This window comes from Roseivirga misakiensis (genome assembly GCF_001747105.1).
Classification (GTDB): Bacteria; Bacteroidota; Bacteroidia; order Cytophagales; family Cyclobacteriaceae; genus Roseivirga; species Roseivirga misakiensis.
Genome location: NZ_MDGQ01000005.1, coordinates 459,189 through 475,941, shown reverse-complemented (window position 1 = coordinate 475,941; position 16,753 = coordinate 459,189). Strand labels below are relative to the sequence as shown.

The window sequence follows — 16,753 nt, the reverse complement described above, 5'->3', positions numbered from 1 at the left end:
AAGCTCGAGGTTGTCAAATTCGAAAATTGACGACTTATATAGTAATTTCGTTTGACCGCGATTAGAGTAACCCTTTTGTACTCGGTAGAATATCGAGCTCATCTGGGTTTCTTTTTATTGCCATTTTGATCGCCTTGGCAAAAGCTTTAAAGATAGCCTCGATTTTATGGTGCTCGTTATCCCCCTCAACTTTAATGTTTAGGTTAGATTTTGAGGTGTCAGAAAATGACTTGAAAAAGTGCATAAACATTTCTGTCGGCATGTCACCCACCTTTTCTCGTTTGAAATCAGCTTCCCAAACCAACCACGGCCGACCACTAAAATCGATGGCAACTTGGGCAAGTGCTTCATCCATTGGCAATAGGAAACCATATCGATTAATTCCCTTTTTATCGCCAATCGCCTCTAAATAAGCTTCACCCAGCGCAAGGGCTGTGTCTTCAATCGTATGATGCTCATCTATATGTAAATCTCCCTTTACTTTGACCGTCAAATCGGCTCCCGAATGTTTCCCCAGCTGATCTAGCATATGATCGAAGAAGCCTAAACCCGTATCATTATCACACTGCCCAGTACCATCTAAATTCAAGTGTATGAGAATATCAGTCTCTTTTGTTACACGATGAATTTCAGCAGTCCGTGCTGGCATTTGTAAGTAACTGAAAATTTCATCCCAACTAGTTGTGGAAAGTGCAGCACGTTTATCGGATTCTTCTGATATAAATATCGCTCTCGCTCCTAAGTTTTCGGCTAGTTGAATATCCGTTTTTCTATCTCCTAAAACGTAGGAATTGGCTAGATCATAATCGCCTTCCAAGTAATTCGTCAATAGTCCTGTTCTAGGCTTACGGGTTGGGGCATTTTCTGCTTCAAAAGTACGATCAATGCATATTTCATTGAAAACCACGCCTTCCCCTTCGAGTGTTTTCAACATTTTGTTCTGAGCAGGCCAAAAGGTATCTTCTGGAAAAGAATCTGAGCCCAAACCGTCTTGATTTGTCACCATGACCAATTCAAAATCGAGCTGTTCAGCAATTTTTCTAAGGTTAGAAATTGCTCCCGGTAAAAACTCGAGTTTCTCCAAAGAATCAACCTGAAAATCTATTGGTGGTTCAACGATTATTGTACCGTCCCTATCTATAAAAAGTACCTTTTTCATTCTTTAATTGCCTATTTCCTTCAAAGTCTGGATTAAAATCCTGTTCTCAGATTTTGTTCCAACCGTAATTCTAATACCCTCTTCGCAAAGAGCTACTTTTGAGCGATCTCTTAATATGACTTGGTGCCCAATTAAATCTTCGTAAAGTTGACGTGCCTTGCGCGTTTTTACTAAGAAAAAATTCGCATCTGAAGGATATACTTTTTCTATTCGTTCCAAACCTTCTAAAGCGACCTTCAGTGTCTCTTTATTCACCAAAATGTCCCTCACCATATCATCTTTTCGCTTCACATCTTTCAAAGCTTCAAAAACAGTTTCTTGAGTGAGGCCACTCAAGTTGTAAGGTGCCTTTATCTTATTCAAAACATTTAAGACTTCCTTCGAACAAAAGGCCATTCCCAAACGAAGTGCTGCCAATCCCCAAGCTTTACTAAAAGTTTGTAGCACAATTAGGTTAGGAAACTCATCTAAGCGATCGATAAAAGAAGCTCTTTCAGTGAAATCAATATAGGCCTCATCGATGACTACTAACCCATTGAATTCCTTCAATATGGCCTCAATCTTGGTTAAATCAACATCGTTGCCCGAAGGATTATTTGGCGAACAGATAAATACGATTTTAGTCTGATCATCTATGGCTTGTCGAATGCCATCTACATCTAGGTCGAAGTCTCGCGTCATTAATACTTCGCGGGCTTCAACGTTATTAATGTCGGCGCTCACCTTATACATACCATAAGTCGGCGGATTGATAATCACATTATCGACACCAGGTTCGCAGAAAGCCCTAAACAGTAAATCGATCGGTTCGTCGCTTCCATTTCCTAGGAAAATGCGATCGGCACTGACAGATTTAATCTCGCCAATTCGACCTTTCAATTTTACTTGATATGGGTCTGGGTATCGGTTCCAATTCTCTTCGGTAATCGACCCAAAAGGATTCTCGTTCGCATCTAAAAAGACACCTTCACTGCCTTTATAATCTTCTCTAGCCGAAGAATATGGCACCAAATTTTTCAGATGAGGTCTTAAAAGTTCGTTAGGATCAAACATTATTAATCTCATTTAACCTTAAGGTAACCGCGTTTTTATGTGCTTCTAATTCCTCCGCAGCAGCCATAGTTTCCACCACTGGCCCCAAAACAGAAAGACCCTGCGGCGTAATTTCTTGGTATGTTATCTTTTTCACGAAACTATCAAGTGAAACACCGCTATACATTTTAGCATAGCCATTTGTCGGTAAGGTGTGATTGGTGCCTGACGCATAATCTCCCGCCGATTCTGGCGTATAATTACCCAAAAAGACCGAGCCAGCATTTACAATGCGATTGGCAACTCCCCAGGGTTTCTTGACCGAAAGAATCAAGTGCTCTGCCCCATATTCATTTAACAAATCAATCGCTTGATCTTCGTCAGACAACACGATCGCGATACTATTTGACAAGGCTTTTTCGGCAAACTCTGCCCTCGGCAATGTCTTTAACTGATCAGCAACTTCGGCTTTCACCTCATTGACGATCTCTTCTGAAGAAGCGACCAAAACGACTTGTGAATCCACACCATGTTCGGCCTGAGAAAGTAAATCTGCCGCTACAAAGGCTGGCACTGCTGATTCATCGGCGTAAACTGCAACTTCCGAAGGGCCTGCGGGCATATCGATAGCCACACCGTATTTCATAGCCAATTGCTTGGCCGCTGTGACATATTGATTCCCTGGCCCAAAAATCTTGTATACTTGAGGTATAGTTTCTGTTCCGAAAGTCATAGCGGCAACAGCTTGAGCTCCACCAACTTTGAAGATTTTTTCGATGCCGACCAATTGTGCCGTATAAAGTATGGCTGGATGAACATTGCCACTTTTATCAGGAGGGGTACAAAGTACAAGCTCCCGAGAGCCAGCAATTTTAGCCGGTACAGCCAACATCAATACTGTAGAAAATAGCGGCGCGGTGCCTCCCGGGATATATAAACCTACTTTATCTATCCCAACAGACTTCCTGAAGCAATTGACTCCAGGCATTGTTTCCACCTTCACGAAATCGTCTTTTTGTGCTTGGTGAAAGGTCTCAATGTTCTTTTTAGCAATAGAAATCGCTGCCTTTAAATCATCATCCACTTGGCTGATCGCTTGACTAATCTCCTCTGTCGTAACCTGTAGATCTGACAAAGAAACGCCATCAAATTTCTCAGTGAACTCGCGTAATGCTGAATCACCACGAGACTGAACTGACTCCATCACCGGTCTTACCAATCCCTCTATCGATTCCAAGTCCATGGTTGGCCTGGCCAGTAGCTCCGACCATGTAGACTTTACAGGGTTAACTACTGTTTTCATAAGATCATTTTTTCGATTGGCACCACCAATATACCTTCTGCCCCAGCACCTCTCAATGCTTCAATAATTTCCCAAAAATCGTCTTCTTGAATAACAGTATGCACAGAACTCCAGCCTTCATCGGCCAATGGCATAACTGTTGGGCTTTTCATACCCGGAAGTATATCAATGATCTGCTGAACAGACTCGTTCGGCACATTCATTAAGATATATTTGTTGTTTTTTGCGGCTTGTACCGACTCAATTCTAAAGATAAAACGATCAAGAATCTCGCGTTTTTCAGCACTTAGATTTTTATTCGCCAAAAGTACAGCTTCCGACTTGTAGATCACCTCTACTTCTTTTAAGCCATTGCTCAAAAGTGTGGACCCCGAACTGACTATATCACAGATACCATAAGCTAAACCGATACTTGGTGCAATTTCAACTGAACCACTGATTTCGTTAATTTCGGCGTTGACATTTTTCGATTTGAGGTAATCTCCGAGAATCTTTGGATATGATGTAGCTAGGCTCCTGCCCTCGAAGTCTTCAACTCCATTATATGTTTCGTTTTTATCGATCGCTAACGATAATCTGCATTTAGAGAACCCAAGGTTTTTAACCGTATCGACATCCTTATTTTTCTCCTCTGCCTCATTGCCTCCAACTATACCAATATCGGCAATACCATCTTGAACATAACCGGGAATATCATCATCTCTAAGGAAGAGAAATTCCATTGGAAAGTTGGTTGAATTGGCCTTTAACTTGCCCGCACCATTGTTGAATTTGATGCCACACTCTTTTATAAGTTTTAAAGAATCATCACTCAAACGACCCTTTTTCTGTACTGCTATGCGTAATGTATTATCCATCTGGATGTAAGAACTGTAATTAGTGTAAAATGATTTAAGAAAGTTGGGAATTCTTGCGACCGCGTAGGCCACATAGTTTTATATACATCTCAACCGAGATGATGGAAATGATGTGCATAAGCTGCGCTGGGTGCGATATGTGAATTTGCGTACATCGAGTGCAAAGATAGTTGTCGCTTATAATTCCACAAGCCCGCCTATCAAAAGATTTTATTAACCGGCGAATCTCTTCTGCCTCATTTTATGAGGATAATGAGAATAAATTTAGCTTCTTGAGACATTATATGGAATGTTTTGGTGGTTAATCAACAGCATTGGCTAGTTGGTGACAACACTAACAAGGGCGAAAAATCGTATGACTGATTTAATAGAACAATTTTTCAATGCTTATTGGCAACCTGGAATGAAGATGGTTTTCAGGGAGGAGGTTCCAAAGGAAATGATACAATCTAAAATTGACGAAGATGGTTGGTATGAGTGGAAAATCTTACCCGGAAGACTAACAATTGAAGACTATCAGAAAATAGAAAACCACTTTAATGTTGTTTTGCCAGAGAATTTCATAGAATGGCACCGAAGATACTTTTTTGAGGATGGCGACTGTTCTATCATAAGACTTCCTTCATCTTTACCCACTCGACCATTGGAATATTTAAGGAATATTCTTGATTGGCACATTCCGCAAAAATTAATTCCTCAAGGACTTGTTCCTTTTGCCGATGAAGGAAATGATACGGGCCCTTTAGTATTTGACTTAAGAGGACAGCTGGAGAAAAAGGATTTCCCTATCCGTGTATATGATCATGAGTATCAGGGTGACTTGGACGGACTTTCCGAAATAATCTTCTCTTCTTTCAACAAGCTATTAGAGTGTTTAACGCATTATTTAATCGAGAAGAAGACACAAAAAAACTTTAAAATATTACCTGACTTCTTCTCAATTGACCCAGATGGAGCTGGTTCTACTGGAAGGATTTATTGGGAGAATTGGATGGTAATGCAAAGAGAAAACTTTGAAGAATTCGGCTACTAATCAACATTCATTGCCTTGTTGGTTAGAACACCAACAAGAGCGTATAGTGTTTAGTCATCTTATATCCGAATCTTTACGATTGATTCGATATTTTAGGAATAATAAAATCTATAAGAAAAGGGTTTATCATGTATAAATATGAATTCGTCAAAATTGAATTGAAATCTGGTTTCTTGAGCGCAAAACCGAAAGTGGATTATAAAGAAGTAATCGCAGCTTATGCCAAGAAAGGTTGGCGATTTAAGCAGATCTTTGCGCCTTCAACATCTGGCTATGGTTCTTCCAGCTACTTCGAATTGATTTTTGAAAAGGAAGTGTAATCTCTGAAAAGTAAAGATGGATTTTTTCTCCCGTCTCTTGTTGGTGTTTTCACCAACGAGCAAACCAAGATAATCTTCTTAAATTGAATCGTGCACACACATGGTATTCAATTTTTTACAGCTACTATATATCAATGGATACCAGCATTATATGACCACCACAATAAACAGGTCATCATTGATTCACTTACATACCTGTGTAAGGAGAATAGAGTCAGAGTCTATGGCTTCGTGATTATGCCAAATCATATTCATTTAATTTGGAGAATATCGAACAAACACCTTCTCAAAGATGTACAACGGGATTTCCTTAAGTTTACTGGACAACAGATCAAGTTTCATTTACAAAAGCACAACCCTCACTTACTTTCTAAATTCGAGGTAAACTTAAAAGACAGAAGGTATCAGTTTTGGCAAAGAAACGCTTTGTCTATAGACCTATTAAGCAGAAATATGTTAGAGCAAAAGTTAAACTATATACATGCTAATCCAGTCAGTGGCAAATGGAACCTTGCTGACGATTTTGTCCAGTATCAATACTCTTCTGCCTCATTTTATGAGGATAATGACAATAAATTTAGCTTCTTGAGACATTATATGGAATGTTTTGGTGGTTAATCAACGGCATTGGCTTGTTGGTGACAACACCAACAAGGGAGAAAACTCAAACAACCTACTTCAAATCTGAATGGTTAAAAAACTTTTAGTTCTGAAACATCCTTGCTCTAGCGGAGCCTAATCACTAAGAATAAATACAATATCCTACAATTTACTCCTGCTTTATGTCTATTTTAATAAATTATTCTAAAACAGTTAGATAGCCTCAGCTCTTAATTGTCTTAGCAAAAAAAATCAAATTAGAATGACAAATTTAATGGTAAGTCATAATCTCAATTTAGTCTTTACTCCAACGGCACCTGCTAAACTTTCTTTCGTCGAACGGGACGAGTCAATAAATGATGATTTAGTAGATGCACTACGGACACCTGGAATGCAAATTGTAGTATATGGGCCTTCTGGAGCAGGAAAAACCACATTATTAGTCAACAAACTTAACCAGCTCTACGAAAATCATGTTATTACAAGATGCATGAAAGGGATGACTTTCGAGCAGATACTGGTTGATGGCTTTGATCAACTTAATAAATATTATACCGACGAAAAAAGTTTCTCAACTAAATCATCTATTTCGCTTGGTATTAAATCTGAATATTTGAGTATCAAAAATTCATTTGAGGAAAATATTCAGGAAGTTTCTAGGCGTTTAGTACCTGTTCAGTTAACCCCTCAAAGGCTCGGGAAGTTTTTTGGCGAAATGGGGATCTGTTGGGTGCTCGAAGATTTTCATAAAGTTGAAGAGCCCGAGAAAGTAAAAATAGCTCAGATTATGAAGATCTTTATGGACTATTCTGTTGACTACCCCGATCTCAAAATATTAGCGATTGGGGCTGTAAATACGGCAAGGGAAGTGATTAAATACGATCCAGAAATGAAGCAACGTGTTGCCGAAATCTATGTACCCTTAATGAATGAAAACGAATTATCGAAAGTCATCTACAGTGGTGAAGAACTTCTAAACATCAAGTTTCAATCAACGGTTGTAAAAAGAACAATTAAATTTTCCAGTGGCCTTGCTTCTGCGTGTCATCATCTATGTCTTAACATGTGTCGAAAAGAAGGGATAGAATCTACCCAAGTTAAAACGGTTACATTAAATGTTACCGATTTTGACAAGGCTGTGTCAAAGTACGTAAAGTCTTCGTCGGACACATTGAAGGAAATCTTTGATAAGGCCATGAAGGTTTCAAGATCTAGAAAATATAATAACCCTCGGATAATTCTGAAAGCCATTCTAGACTTAGGAAAAGATGAGCTTTCATACAATGAAATTCTAACTCATATAAGAATAGCTCAAAAAGAATACCCTGCTGGTAATCTCACAAGCTATTTATCCAAACTTCAGGGACAAGATCGAGGCAGCATTCTGAGGCATGATGAGATATCTGGGCTTTACTCATTTTCTAGTCCTTTTGTGAAGGCTTATTCTCATTGTATTTTGACTCAAACAACGAAAAAAGGTCTTTCAACGATTGAAGTCAAACTACCTATTGAAGAATTAACGAAGCTCATATTAGAGAATCTTAGTGAGAAACTAAAAGCAATAGAATAGGTAATACATCCTTGATAGTCTAAGGTCATAGACTGAATTCTACGCTCTTATTGGTCATAAGACCGACAAAAGCAAGAAGACCTCGTTCTCAGGAATATATAAAAAGACTTGATTTAGGTCGTCTTACCAAAAAATGAAGTCATAAGGAGCCATCAGAAAATTGGAGGTATCTCATCGGTACTGGAAGCAGTTTTCTCCCGTCCCTTGTTAGTTTTTCACAAGCAAACCAAAAAATCAAACCTAAATAGCTCTAAAAACGGTTTACAAAGCAATCCTTTTCCTCTTATACGTGTCTACGATTTAGCTTAAAACGATCCTATAAGTCTACAAAAATTGGAGGTTGAACGCGCGAATATGCTCCTCGTGTCTTTTATATTTGTACCTATCATTTTTCTACAAACTGTTGAATAATCAATAAAATGAGGACTCCGATGATTACCCCGGAAGGGATGGAGAAACTAAAGGACGAAATTGATCACCTCTGGCGTGTAGAACGTCCTGAGACTACAAAGAAGGTTTCCTGGGCGGCGAGTTTGGGAGACAGATCGGAAAATGCCGACTATCATTACAATAAAAAACGCCTTAGAGAGATTGATGGACGCATTCACTACCTGCGGAAGTGCGTTGACAACTTTAAAGTTATCCATTATCATCCCCATCAAGAAGGCCAAGTCATGTTTGGTGCTTGGGTAGAAATTGAAAACGACAAAGGCCTAAAAAAAAGACTTCGGATCGTTGGCTATGAAGAGCTTATAGGCATGAAAGATTATATTTCTATCGACTCTCCTATCGCTCAAGCCTTGTTAAAGAAACGGGAAGGAGATGAAGTACTAGTTAAAACTCCAGCGGCTAGTATTACATGGCGCATTCACAAAATAGAATACGAGAAGTAAGCAAAGACTCTGTATTAATTGAGCTAAATTTTGGCAATTGGAAGAGATCAAAAAGTTTATAGATAAAATTTATCCAATGAACGATCCTGATTGGAGCCTTTTTGCTTCAAAATTGGATAAGGTAAAATTGAATAAGAATGCTAACCTTACGGCGGTTGGATCAATAGAAAACTATCTATCCTTTATTTCTGAAGGGATAGTGAGATTCTATATTCCACAGGAAGAGAATGATTTAACCTTTGGTTTCTTATTCGAAAATGAATTTGTAACTGCTTATGACTCCTTCATTACCCAAGCACCATCTCACTATCAAATAGAAACGCTGACCGAAACAGTTTTGTGGCGCATATCTTACAACGACCTTCAAGAGGTTTATGACAAAACTGAAAGTGGAAATTTTATTGGACGTATTATGGCTGAAAATATGTTTTTAATAAAATCTAAAAGAGAGCTTTCCCTACTTAAAAAAACTGCAGAAGAACGATATTTAGACTTGTTCTTAGAACGCCCTAGGCTACTAAAACAAATACCATTAAGGTACATAGCGTCTTATATTGGTGTTACACCTCAGGCCCTGAGTAGAATACGTAAACGCATTACTTAACCCAGGTTCATTGCCATCTCCGAAATCATTTACTCCCTTTGTAAAGGATTAAACGCAGATAACATGAAACCATTAGTAGTACTTTTAGCAAGTTTTGTGCTTACCATTTTCGTGATGAAAATGGTAAGTAATGAATACAATTTTGCCTTTTCTGCCAGATTGGCCTTGTCAATAATGTTGTGCTTTACGGCAATAGGGCATTTCGTATATACCAAAGGGATGTCAATGATGATACCGCAGTTCATCCCTTTTAAGACAGACTTAGTTTATCTCACTGGAGTTTTTGAAATCCTGCTGGCCATTGGCTTACTAATACCAAAGTTGAGAGTGATCAGTGGATGGGCTTTGATTATTTTCTTAGTATTGATGTTACCAGCTAACATTTATGCCTCAGTTCATAAAATAGACTTTCAAAAAGGCTCATTTGATGGGCATGGAATTTCATATTTATGGTTTAGAATTCCTTTACAGCTTCTATTTATAGCTTGGGCCTATATAAGCTCAATCAAATTTTTATAGAGAGTCAGTCAAAAGAATAAACTTCGATTTGATAAAATTAGATTCTGTAAATTGATCGGCGTGGCATTATAATAAGTATTCATGATCAAGTTCTTTCGTAGTATCAGGGGAAAGTTAATTTCACAAAGTAAGACTGGCACATACCTAAAATACGCCATTGGAGAGATCACTCTCGTTATGATTGGTATTCTTCTCGCAATGGGTATCAATAACTGGAACCAAGATAGGTTAAAACGCAAGCAAGAGCTTGTGTATTTGACAAACCTAAAAAATGATTTAAGTAATAATATCGAACTATTAACTCCCCTTGATTCTATATATAAGATCAACATTTCAAACCTTCAGAAAGGGATTCAATTATTTAAAAACACCCCTTCAATCTTTGACTTTAGGACCATAGATTCGTTAACTTCTACTTACTGGAGCATATTTCCAGTTAACCGGAGCACTTATGATGAAATGCTTAGTGGTGGAAATTTTTATAGCATTAGGAACGCTACACTGAAAGAAAAAATCAGTAATCATTATAACCTGGCCGAGAGTTATGAAAGTGCTTTTCAGGAAATAAATCGAAATGGTCAGGACATTACAAACCTTAACAAAGAGCTTTATCCCCTGCTAGTGTTAATAGACAGGTTAAAACAATCTCCAATAGATTTAAAAGGCATAGATACCACCTGGATACACAACCCTAACTCCGCGAGTTATATTGGCTTTTTCAAGCAAGCATCTTTTTTTACAGAAACAGACAAATACAGGTTGAATGAAATAAAAGATTTCATTAACAACTGTAAAAAACTGATGGTAGATATTGATCAGGAATTAGAAACAAGAAACTATTGAAAATAAGTGACCAAGATCTCAACTTACTTAAGGTAAGTTAACTCCCAATCCCGGCATTAGTTAAAGCATCATTGATATACTCACTGACTTCTGTGCTTGCAATGGTAGTCACAGGAAAAATACTAAAAAATGTACCAGTTTGCCCTTTAGTATATGGCCATGAACTGGCTGCATCTATTGTTTCATCTATACCCTTTAATTTCTCAGAGTAAGCAATTAATTTTTCTGCCTCTTCCATGGCCTTTTCGTTTTGATAGTCCAGGTCTATAAGTTTTTGATCCACACTTCTCAACTTTTTTCTTAAAGCAAAATGTTCTTGCTCTTTGTAACGCTTGAGTTTAGAATGAATCTTCAATATCGGAAAGCCAAACACGATCACCGACAGCAAGTAAGGCCAAGCAACCCAAAACCAATAAACAAACTCTTTAACTGGAACAAAACGATTATGATCCCAAGATAAGCTAATGTAGCTCGATACCAGAACAGCCATTGCCAAAGTGATAAGGGCGAAGGTAAAAAGCAAATTACCAATACTAGAAGTACCACAACACTTGTCTGGATGATAAAAATTTAACCGAAGCTTCAATAAACTAGTACGGTGGGTCATCACTAAAATGGCATAGATACCTCCTACCGCCATTCCACATAAAAAACCGATCAGAAAGTGCTGAATATGAATGGATAAAATTAAGGACGCTGTATTATAGTATGGGCCAAAAAGAAAGCCAACAAAAAGATTTAATATCGCAAAAAACAGCCCCCAAGGTACGAGACCGAAGCCACCTACATTCCTCTTCAAAAACTTTATGGAAGTTTCTAAATAGACTTCATTTTGGAAGTATTCAACACTTACCAAATCCGTAAGTTCTACAGCATACCTTTTAATTCGCCAGGTGGCATAGGTTAATACGAAAAGACAGAAGCCGTGCATTATAGATAATAAAAAACTATAATCATCAAAGATAGAATCTACCGTATTCAGGCTTAGACACAAATGAATACCATAACTTACGACCGTTAAGCCTACAGAAGCGATTAATAACTGGGCGTATTTCGTGGTGCCTGGGACTTTATAAATTAACTTTTCGTAAAATGCTTGAATGCCTTCGGCACTTTCTTTAAGCCGAACCTTGTTACTCTTTTGATTTGAATCCTGCAACTCACTCATCTTAATGAATTATCTGTTGGTAATGTTGCCCTTTATATGCGCCTTTCATAACAGTTGACCTCAATTTCTTTAAGGTCATGAAAGGATCTTTTACGGCCCTCCCGTTCACTAACAAAGCAGGAATATTCTTTCCAGGATCAATGGTCAACTCATATGTAACTTTGATCTTACCACTTTCCAATGGAGTAAACTTCCAAAACCCCTGCGCAATTTTAATTCGATAAAGGCTTTCCTTATTTGGTATGTATGAATTTGCGTTTTCAATAGCTATAGTAACCTCTTTTGAAGGCAAATGTTGATCCATCTTAAGTTCCATAATAACATCTCTATTATTATAAGGCCAGGTTACACCTATCTCATAATAATTGAATTGGTGCCAAAAGTTAACAGTGTCTAATAGTTCTGATTCTTTACACTTATAAATCCAATTACGATTGTTTTCGACATCCTTCAATATAGCGACAAGTTCGCTTAGGGTTGATTCCACCTCCATTATACCTCGGAAAGTTTTAACTCTAAAACTAGGATTACTCTTAACATAAACGGTAATGCCTTCTTTATTCTTCTTCAATATCCATTCCGAATTTCCATCACTTGAATTCGGAAAAGTCATCGTAAATAAAACGGCTAAATGCCATATCAAATAGTGGTTCTTCAAGTCTAAGTATTAAATTAAGTCATACATGATAGAAAGATTTTCTATCTTTTAATAGCACTAAATAAAGAAATTTTTTAGCCATCAATGGATTAATACACTTCTCATAATAGAGAAAATAGAAAGGTCAAAAACAAGGTTTAGGACTTCATTGATGTGTTTGTTTTAGACATAAAACCAATCACATAGGTGGTGTAGCCATCGAAAATTGATAGTACTTTCACCAATCAAAAATCTCATAAAAAAGAACCTTGGTGGAGGTTTATATATTCAAGTCTAAACATTTAGACAACTTATTTTATTAAATTAGTTAAATCCCCGAACCTGAAGAAGATATCGAGTCCCCCATGGGTCTTAGACACTACGGTTCTTGACTTTTCTCAAAACCTCAAACCCCTTATTAAACCCCTGATTAAGAATAAGTTAAATCGATTAATATGAACACTATGCACACAAACAAAGTAAAGGGGTGGCAAAGAATACTGCTATTAATAGTCCCGTATCTGATTGTCGTTGGGATACTTCAATATATAGGAGCATTAATAGTCGGTGTTGATATTACCAACCTTGAATCGCAAGAGACATCTATTCAGCTATTAATAATTAGCATTTTTGATTTGCTTGGGACATTTATAGTCCTGTGGATGTTCATGCAAAATGTAGATAAGAGTCCTTTTATTAATTTAGGCTTTCACACAAAAAACCGACTCAAAGAATTCTTATATGGTATTTTTCTTGGTTTGATCATCATATCATTGGGGTTTTTACTATTGCTCTATCTCGAAGAAATCTTCATTGTGGAAGTTAATTTCGACTTAGAAGAATTAGTGATTTCAATAATGCTCTTTACATCTGTTGCGGTTGTTGAGGAAACACTGATGAGAGGATACATTTTGAAAAACCTGATGAGTTCATTCAATAAATATGTTGCCTTGGTTATTTCTTCAATCCTTTTCGCATTAATGCACTCATTTAACCCTAATATCAGTTTATTCTCACTTTTCGACCTATTTCTGGCAGGTATATTACTTGGGTTATCTTATGTGTATACAAAAAATCTATGGTTTCCTATCGCACTACATTTAAGCTGGAACCTGTTCCAGACACTTCTTGGGTTCAATGTAAGTGGACAAGACACCTACTCAATAATTGAATTTCAGATCCAAGAAAGCAACCTAATGAACGGAGGCTTATTCGGTCTAGAAGGTTCATATATATCCATCGTAGCCGAACTCATCGCCATTTTGGTAATTTGGAAATACTATAACGGAAAAAAGGCAATGAACAACCTTTCTAATCGATCTAACACTTTAGCCTAATTTGCCAAAGACACCTAGACGTTTAAGCAGTTGTATATTATACTTGTTTTGGGCATCTTCCTTTTATAATGGTAACTCAAAAGCACCTCATATTCTCAATTCTGTTGATAGCAGGACTATTGAGTTTATTTGCATGCCAGAAGGAACAAACCATCAGCTTTAAGATCATGTCTTACAACATAAAACATGGTGTAGGAAATGACGCTGTTTTGGACTTATCTAGAGCCGCAAGCGTCATAAATGACCAAAAACCTGATATCTGTGGACTTCAGGAAATTGACTATTTGTGCACACGTTCAGACAGTGTAGACCAAAGCCGTTATTTAGCCGAAAGAACTAACATGAAAAGCACTTTCGGTAAATTTATGGACTATCAAGGAGGTGCCTATGGTATGGCCACGCTCACTACCAATTCTGTTGTAAAAAGTACGGTATTATCCTTGCCCGATGGTCTTTATGAACCCAGGTCAGCGATAGTCCAAGAGTTAGAGCTTGCCAAAGGCGGCCAGATTGTTTTTGTTAATGTTCACTTTGATTGGATCGGTGGAGATGAGGGGTCAGCCAGTCGATTAAGGCAAGCGAAAGCATTAGTCGATCACTTGAACTCATTAACAAATCCGATTGTCATTACAGGGGATTTCAATTGTACCCCCGACTCCCCTACCATGCGATATTTCTATGATCATGGATTTCAATTTGCGGACAAAGGCGAAGATAATTTGAGTTTTCAAGGAGAAAAAAAATCGGAAATAGATCATGTAATTTATCGTGGTACTTCGGAGCAAAAAATCGGTCTAAAAAGTATTCGACTCTTGAATGAACCCATTGTTTCTGATCATCGACCGCTGGTCGCAGAACTACAAATCACTTATTAATCACCCACATCAGAAGGCTACATCAAAGCATCTAATAAGATAAAGGCGCCTTATCAAAGTAGAGTTGTAGGTCATAACCAGACTTAGTACCTTATAAAATGCTTCAACCAAAATACTTGTGTATAGCCATTGGGCTAATACTCAACCTTACCTTATCGGCCCAAGATTCTCTTAGGTGGGTTATAGATAATCAACTTAGAGCAAGAGACTATGCCGCCGCAGTTAAGACCTACGACCTCTTATTCACAACGTATCAAGGCAATGGTAATGACTATTACAATGCTTCCTGTTCATGGTCATTATTGAAGAACCAAGAGCAGTCAATAAGGTATCTTGACAGTGCCTTTCTGTCTGGGTTCGCAAACCTGGAATATGCCAAAATAGACCCTGATTTAGCCGTAGCCCGGCAGAGCCCTAGTTTTAATACCTTGATCAAAAGAGAGGAAACCTTTTACAGTGAGGAAAATATTGACTATCTGTGGCTTTTGGAAGCACTGACTAAAAGACGCGTAGTAAGTCTTAGTAACAAGAATCATTTTAGCTCTATTGGTAGTTGGTATGATTGGAATGGCACCCCTATTAAAAAGATTCTAGATGCAAGACCAGACCTAGACCTAAAATTCACTAGCGACTCATTGATCGATTTTTCTGACAAAGATTTAATCATAAGGAACGGGAGGGGAATCATTCTACTTGAGCACCTCAAGCTAAACAGGCTTGATTTAGCCAATTCACCAGGACTTTTAAATATCAATGACCAATCTCAAAATGTAGTTGAGCTACACGACGTTGAGGCTAATGTAATGTCTTGGAATCTTGAAGGCTATAACTATGTAAGGTTCTTTGGGGTTGAGACCGAAAAAATTGAACTATATAACTGTCAGGGTGTGGGAAATTTCACTATTGCCGATTCAAAGCTTGCCTTGACACAACAATTCTATAGCACTAACGAAGGCGCACCATATTTTCCATTTGGCACCATTCAAAAACCAATTAATGAGATTAGGATTGAATCAAACGAATTCAAATGTAAAGAGGGTGCGGTTGGCCGAATACCTTTCTCAATTAATGCTTCAAAACTGTATATCGATAACAATGTCTTTCATGACGAAGTCGACTTCATTGATTCTAAGGTGGGAACCTTAAACATGTTAGGAAATCATTTCTTAAAGGCAGTAAACATTGATGGAACTAACTTTCATAATCCCACTAACTATTTACCCTATCGCCAGTTCGAAGGTGGTTTTGGTGTTTCAGGAGAATTGAGTTGGGAACAATGGCAAACGCGGACTTTAATTATTGGAGAGCAAGATGAGATTACACAGGAAATGCCTTATGACAAGCTTGTTTACAATTATAAGCTTATGCATAGCAACTATAAGGAACGTGGCGACATGATTTCAGCGAATGATATATACATAGACCTAAAGGATCTTATGCTGAACCATGATTACCATACATACAAAAAAACGGGATCGTATGAGAGCCTTATCCAATACCAGATCGGCAAATTATTAAAGTTCTATACACGTAGTGGAACAAGTCCTGCTAGAGCCATAGTGGTTTCTTTCTTTATCATTTTACTCTTCTCATTTATCTACCTACTCTTCCCTTCTGAGTGGGACACTAAGAGTAAGAAGCGCATGATTGAAGATTATCGCATTTTCAAAGAAAAGAACGACAAGGGGTACGTTCGGCCGTTCTTAGTAATGTCAATCGGAATTATCCGAAGTTGGCTAAACGCGTTTGCGCTTAGCCTAAACGCCTTTGTAACACTTGGTTTTGGTGCGATTCCGACAAAAGGTGTTGGTCGTTATATCTGCATTCTTCAGGGGTTTATGGGCTGGTTCTTGTTAAGTATCTTTACCGTATCACTGATCAATCAGGTATTGATTTAACTGAAAGAATAACGATCAAATAGTGGTTGATAAATAGAAGTCGAAATAATTCTGCGGACAGTACTAAATCCAATACGTAACCAATTGATAATTCCGTAGAATTTA

17 protein-coding genes are annotated in these 16,753 nt (G+C 37.8%); 11 read left to right on the top strand and 6 right to left on the bottom strand.

Annotation, left to right across the window (positions count from 1 at the left end; genetic code table 11):
* Positions 1 to 61: 61 nt before the first annotated feature.
* From hisB to hisG, 4 genes are read right to left on the bottom strand one after another with little or no spacing between them, the layout of a single operon-like run.
* Positions 62 to 1,159 carry a bifunctional histidinol-phosphatase/imidazoleglycerol-phosphate dehydratase HisB gene (hisB, locus tag BFP71_RS09870; RefSeq protein ID WP_069835309.1) on the bottom strand — a complete coding sequence of 366 codons (1,098 nt, stop codon included), beginning with the start codon at positions 1,157 to 1,159 and terminating at the stop codon, positions 62 to 64.
* 3 nt (positions 1,160 to 1,162) lie between these two features.
* Entirely contained in the window at positions 1,163 to 2,224 is a 1,062-nt protein-coding gene (gene hisC / locus BFP71_RS09865; protein ID WP_317040709.1) for a histidinol-phosphate transaminase, read from the bottom strand.
* Positions 2,205 to 3,494 (bottom strand): histidinol dehydrogenase, encoded by a 1,290-nt coding sequence (gene hisD / locus BFP71_RS09860; protein ID WP_069835308.1) that lies wholly within the window; start codon positions 3,492 to 3,494, stop codon positions 2,205 to 2,207. Before hisD ends, hisC begins: the two co-directional genes overlap by 20 nt.
* The gene (gene hisG, locus BFP71_RS09855) at positions 3,491 to 4,351 is read right to left on the bottom strand and encodes an ATP phosphoribosyltransferase (RefSeq protein ID WP_069835307.1); all 861 of its coding nucleotides are present in this window, start codon (positions 4,349 to 4,351) and stop codon (positions 3,491 to 3,493) included. Before hisG ends, hisD begins: the two co-directional genes overlap by 4 nt.
* A 355-nt stretch (positions 4,352 to 4,706) precedes the next feature.
* On the opposite strand from hisG, the gene BFP71_RS09850 reads away from it, so the two are divergent.
* From BFP71_RS09850 to BFP71_RS09815, 8 genes are all read left to right on the top strand, one after another.
* Entirely contained in the window at positions 4,707 to 5,384 is a 678-nt protein-coding gene (locus BFP71_RS09850; protein ID WP_069835306.1) for an SMI1/KNR4 family protein, read from the top strand.
* Positions 5,385 to 5,512: 128 nt separating this feature from the next.
* Positions 5,513 to 5,704 carry a DUF4177 domain-containing protein gene (locus BFP71_RS09845; RefSeq protein ID WP_069835305.1) on the top strand — a complete coding sequence of 64 codons (192 nt, stop codon included), beginning with the start codon at positions 5,513 to 5,515 and terminating at the stop codon, positions 5,702 to 5,704.
* Between the two features lie 90 nt (positions 5,705 to 5,794).
* Positions 5,795 to 6,322: a transposase gene (locus BFP71_RS09840; protein WP_069835304.1), complete on the top strand. Its 528-nt coding sequence runs from the start codon at positions 5,795 to 5,797 to the stop codon at positions 6,320 to 6,322.
* A gap of 244 nt (positions 6,323 to 6,566) precedes the next feature.
* Positions 6,567 to 7,874 (top strand): P-loop NTPase family protein, encoded by a 1,308-nt coding sequence (locus tag BFP71_RS09835; protein WP_069835303.1) that lies wholly within the window; start codon positions 6,567 to 6,569, stop codon positions 7,872 to 7,874.
* Between the two features lie 419 nt (positions 7,875 to 8,293).
* Positions 8,294 to 8,767, top strand: a complete 474-nt coding sequence (gene greB / locus BFP71_RS09830) for a transcription elongation factor GreB (RefSeq protein WP_069835302.1) — start codon at positions 8,294 to 8,296, stop codon at positions 8,765 to 8,767.
* Between the two features lie 76 nt (positions 8,768 to 8,843).
* Positions 8,844 to 9,371: a Crp/Fnr family transcriptional regulator gene (locus BFP71_RS09825; RefSeq protein ID WP_245701833.1), complete on the top strand. Its 528-nt coding sequence runs from the start codon at positions 8,844 to 8,846 to the stop codon at positions 9,369 to 9,371.
* Positions 9,372 to 9,434: 63 nt separating this feature from the next.
* On the top strand, positions 9,435 to 9,890 hold the full coding sequence (locus BFP71_RS09820; RefSeq protein WP_069835300.1) for a DoxX family protein: 456 nt from the start codon (positions 9,435 to 9,437) through the stop codon (positions 9,888 to 9,890).
* Positions 9,891 to 9,971: 81 nt separating this feature from the next.
* Entirely contained in the window at positions 9,972 to 10,733 is a 762-nt protein-coding gene (locus BFP71_RS09815) for a DUF6090 family protein (RefSeq protein ID WP_069835299.1), read from the top strand.
* Between the two features lie 37 nt (positions 10,734 to 10,770).
* On the opposite strand, the gene BFP71_RS09810 is transcribed toward BFP71_RS09815, so the two are convergent.
* Positions 10,771 to 11,901, bottom strand: coding sequence for a hypothetical protein (locus tag BFP71_RS09810; protein WP_069835298.1), 1,131 nt, complete (start codon positions 11,899 to 11,901; stop codon positions 10,771 to 10,773).
* Between the two features lies 1 nt (position 11,902).
* On the bottom strand, positions 11,903 to 12,559 hold the full coding sequence (locus tag BFP71_RS09805; protein WP_141719723.1) for an SRPBCC family protein: 657 nt from the start codon (positions 12,557 to 12,559) through the stop codon (positions 11,903 to 11,905).
* Between the two features lie 443 nt (positions 12,560 to 13,002).
* Here BFP71_RS09805 and BFP71_RS09800 point away from each other — a divergent pair, with 443 nt between their 5' ends.
* From BFP71_RS09800 to BFP71_RS09790, 3 genes are all read left to right on the top strand, one after another.
* Complete coding sequence (locus tag BFP71_RS09800; RefSeq protein WP_222843479.1) at positions 13,003 to 13,875, top strand: CPBP family intramembrane glutamic endopeptidase; 873 nt, start codon at positions 13,003 to 13,005, stop codon at positions 13,873 to 13,875.
* 167 nt (positions 13,876 to 14,042) lie between these two features.
* A complete protein-coding gene (locus BFP71_RS09795; RefSeq protein ID WP_176723343.1) occupies positions 14,043 to 14,750 on the top strand; it encodes an endonuclease/exonuclease/phosphatase family protein in 708 nt (235 codons plus the stop codon).
* A gap of 98 nt (positions 14,751 to 14,848) precedes the next feature.
* Positions 14,849 to 16,648, top strand: a complete 1,800-nt coding sequence (locus BFP71_RS09790; RefSeq protein ID WP_069835294.1) for a TPR end-of-group domain-containing protein — start codon at positions 14,849 to 14,851, stop codon at positions 16,646 to 16,648.
* Positions 16,649 to 16,753: the final 105 nt, after the last annotated feature.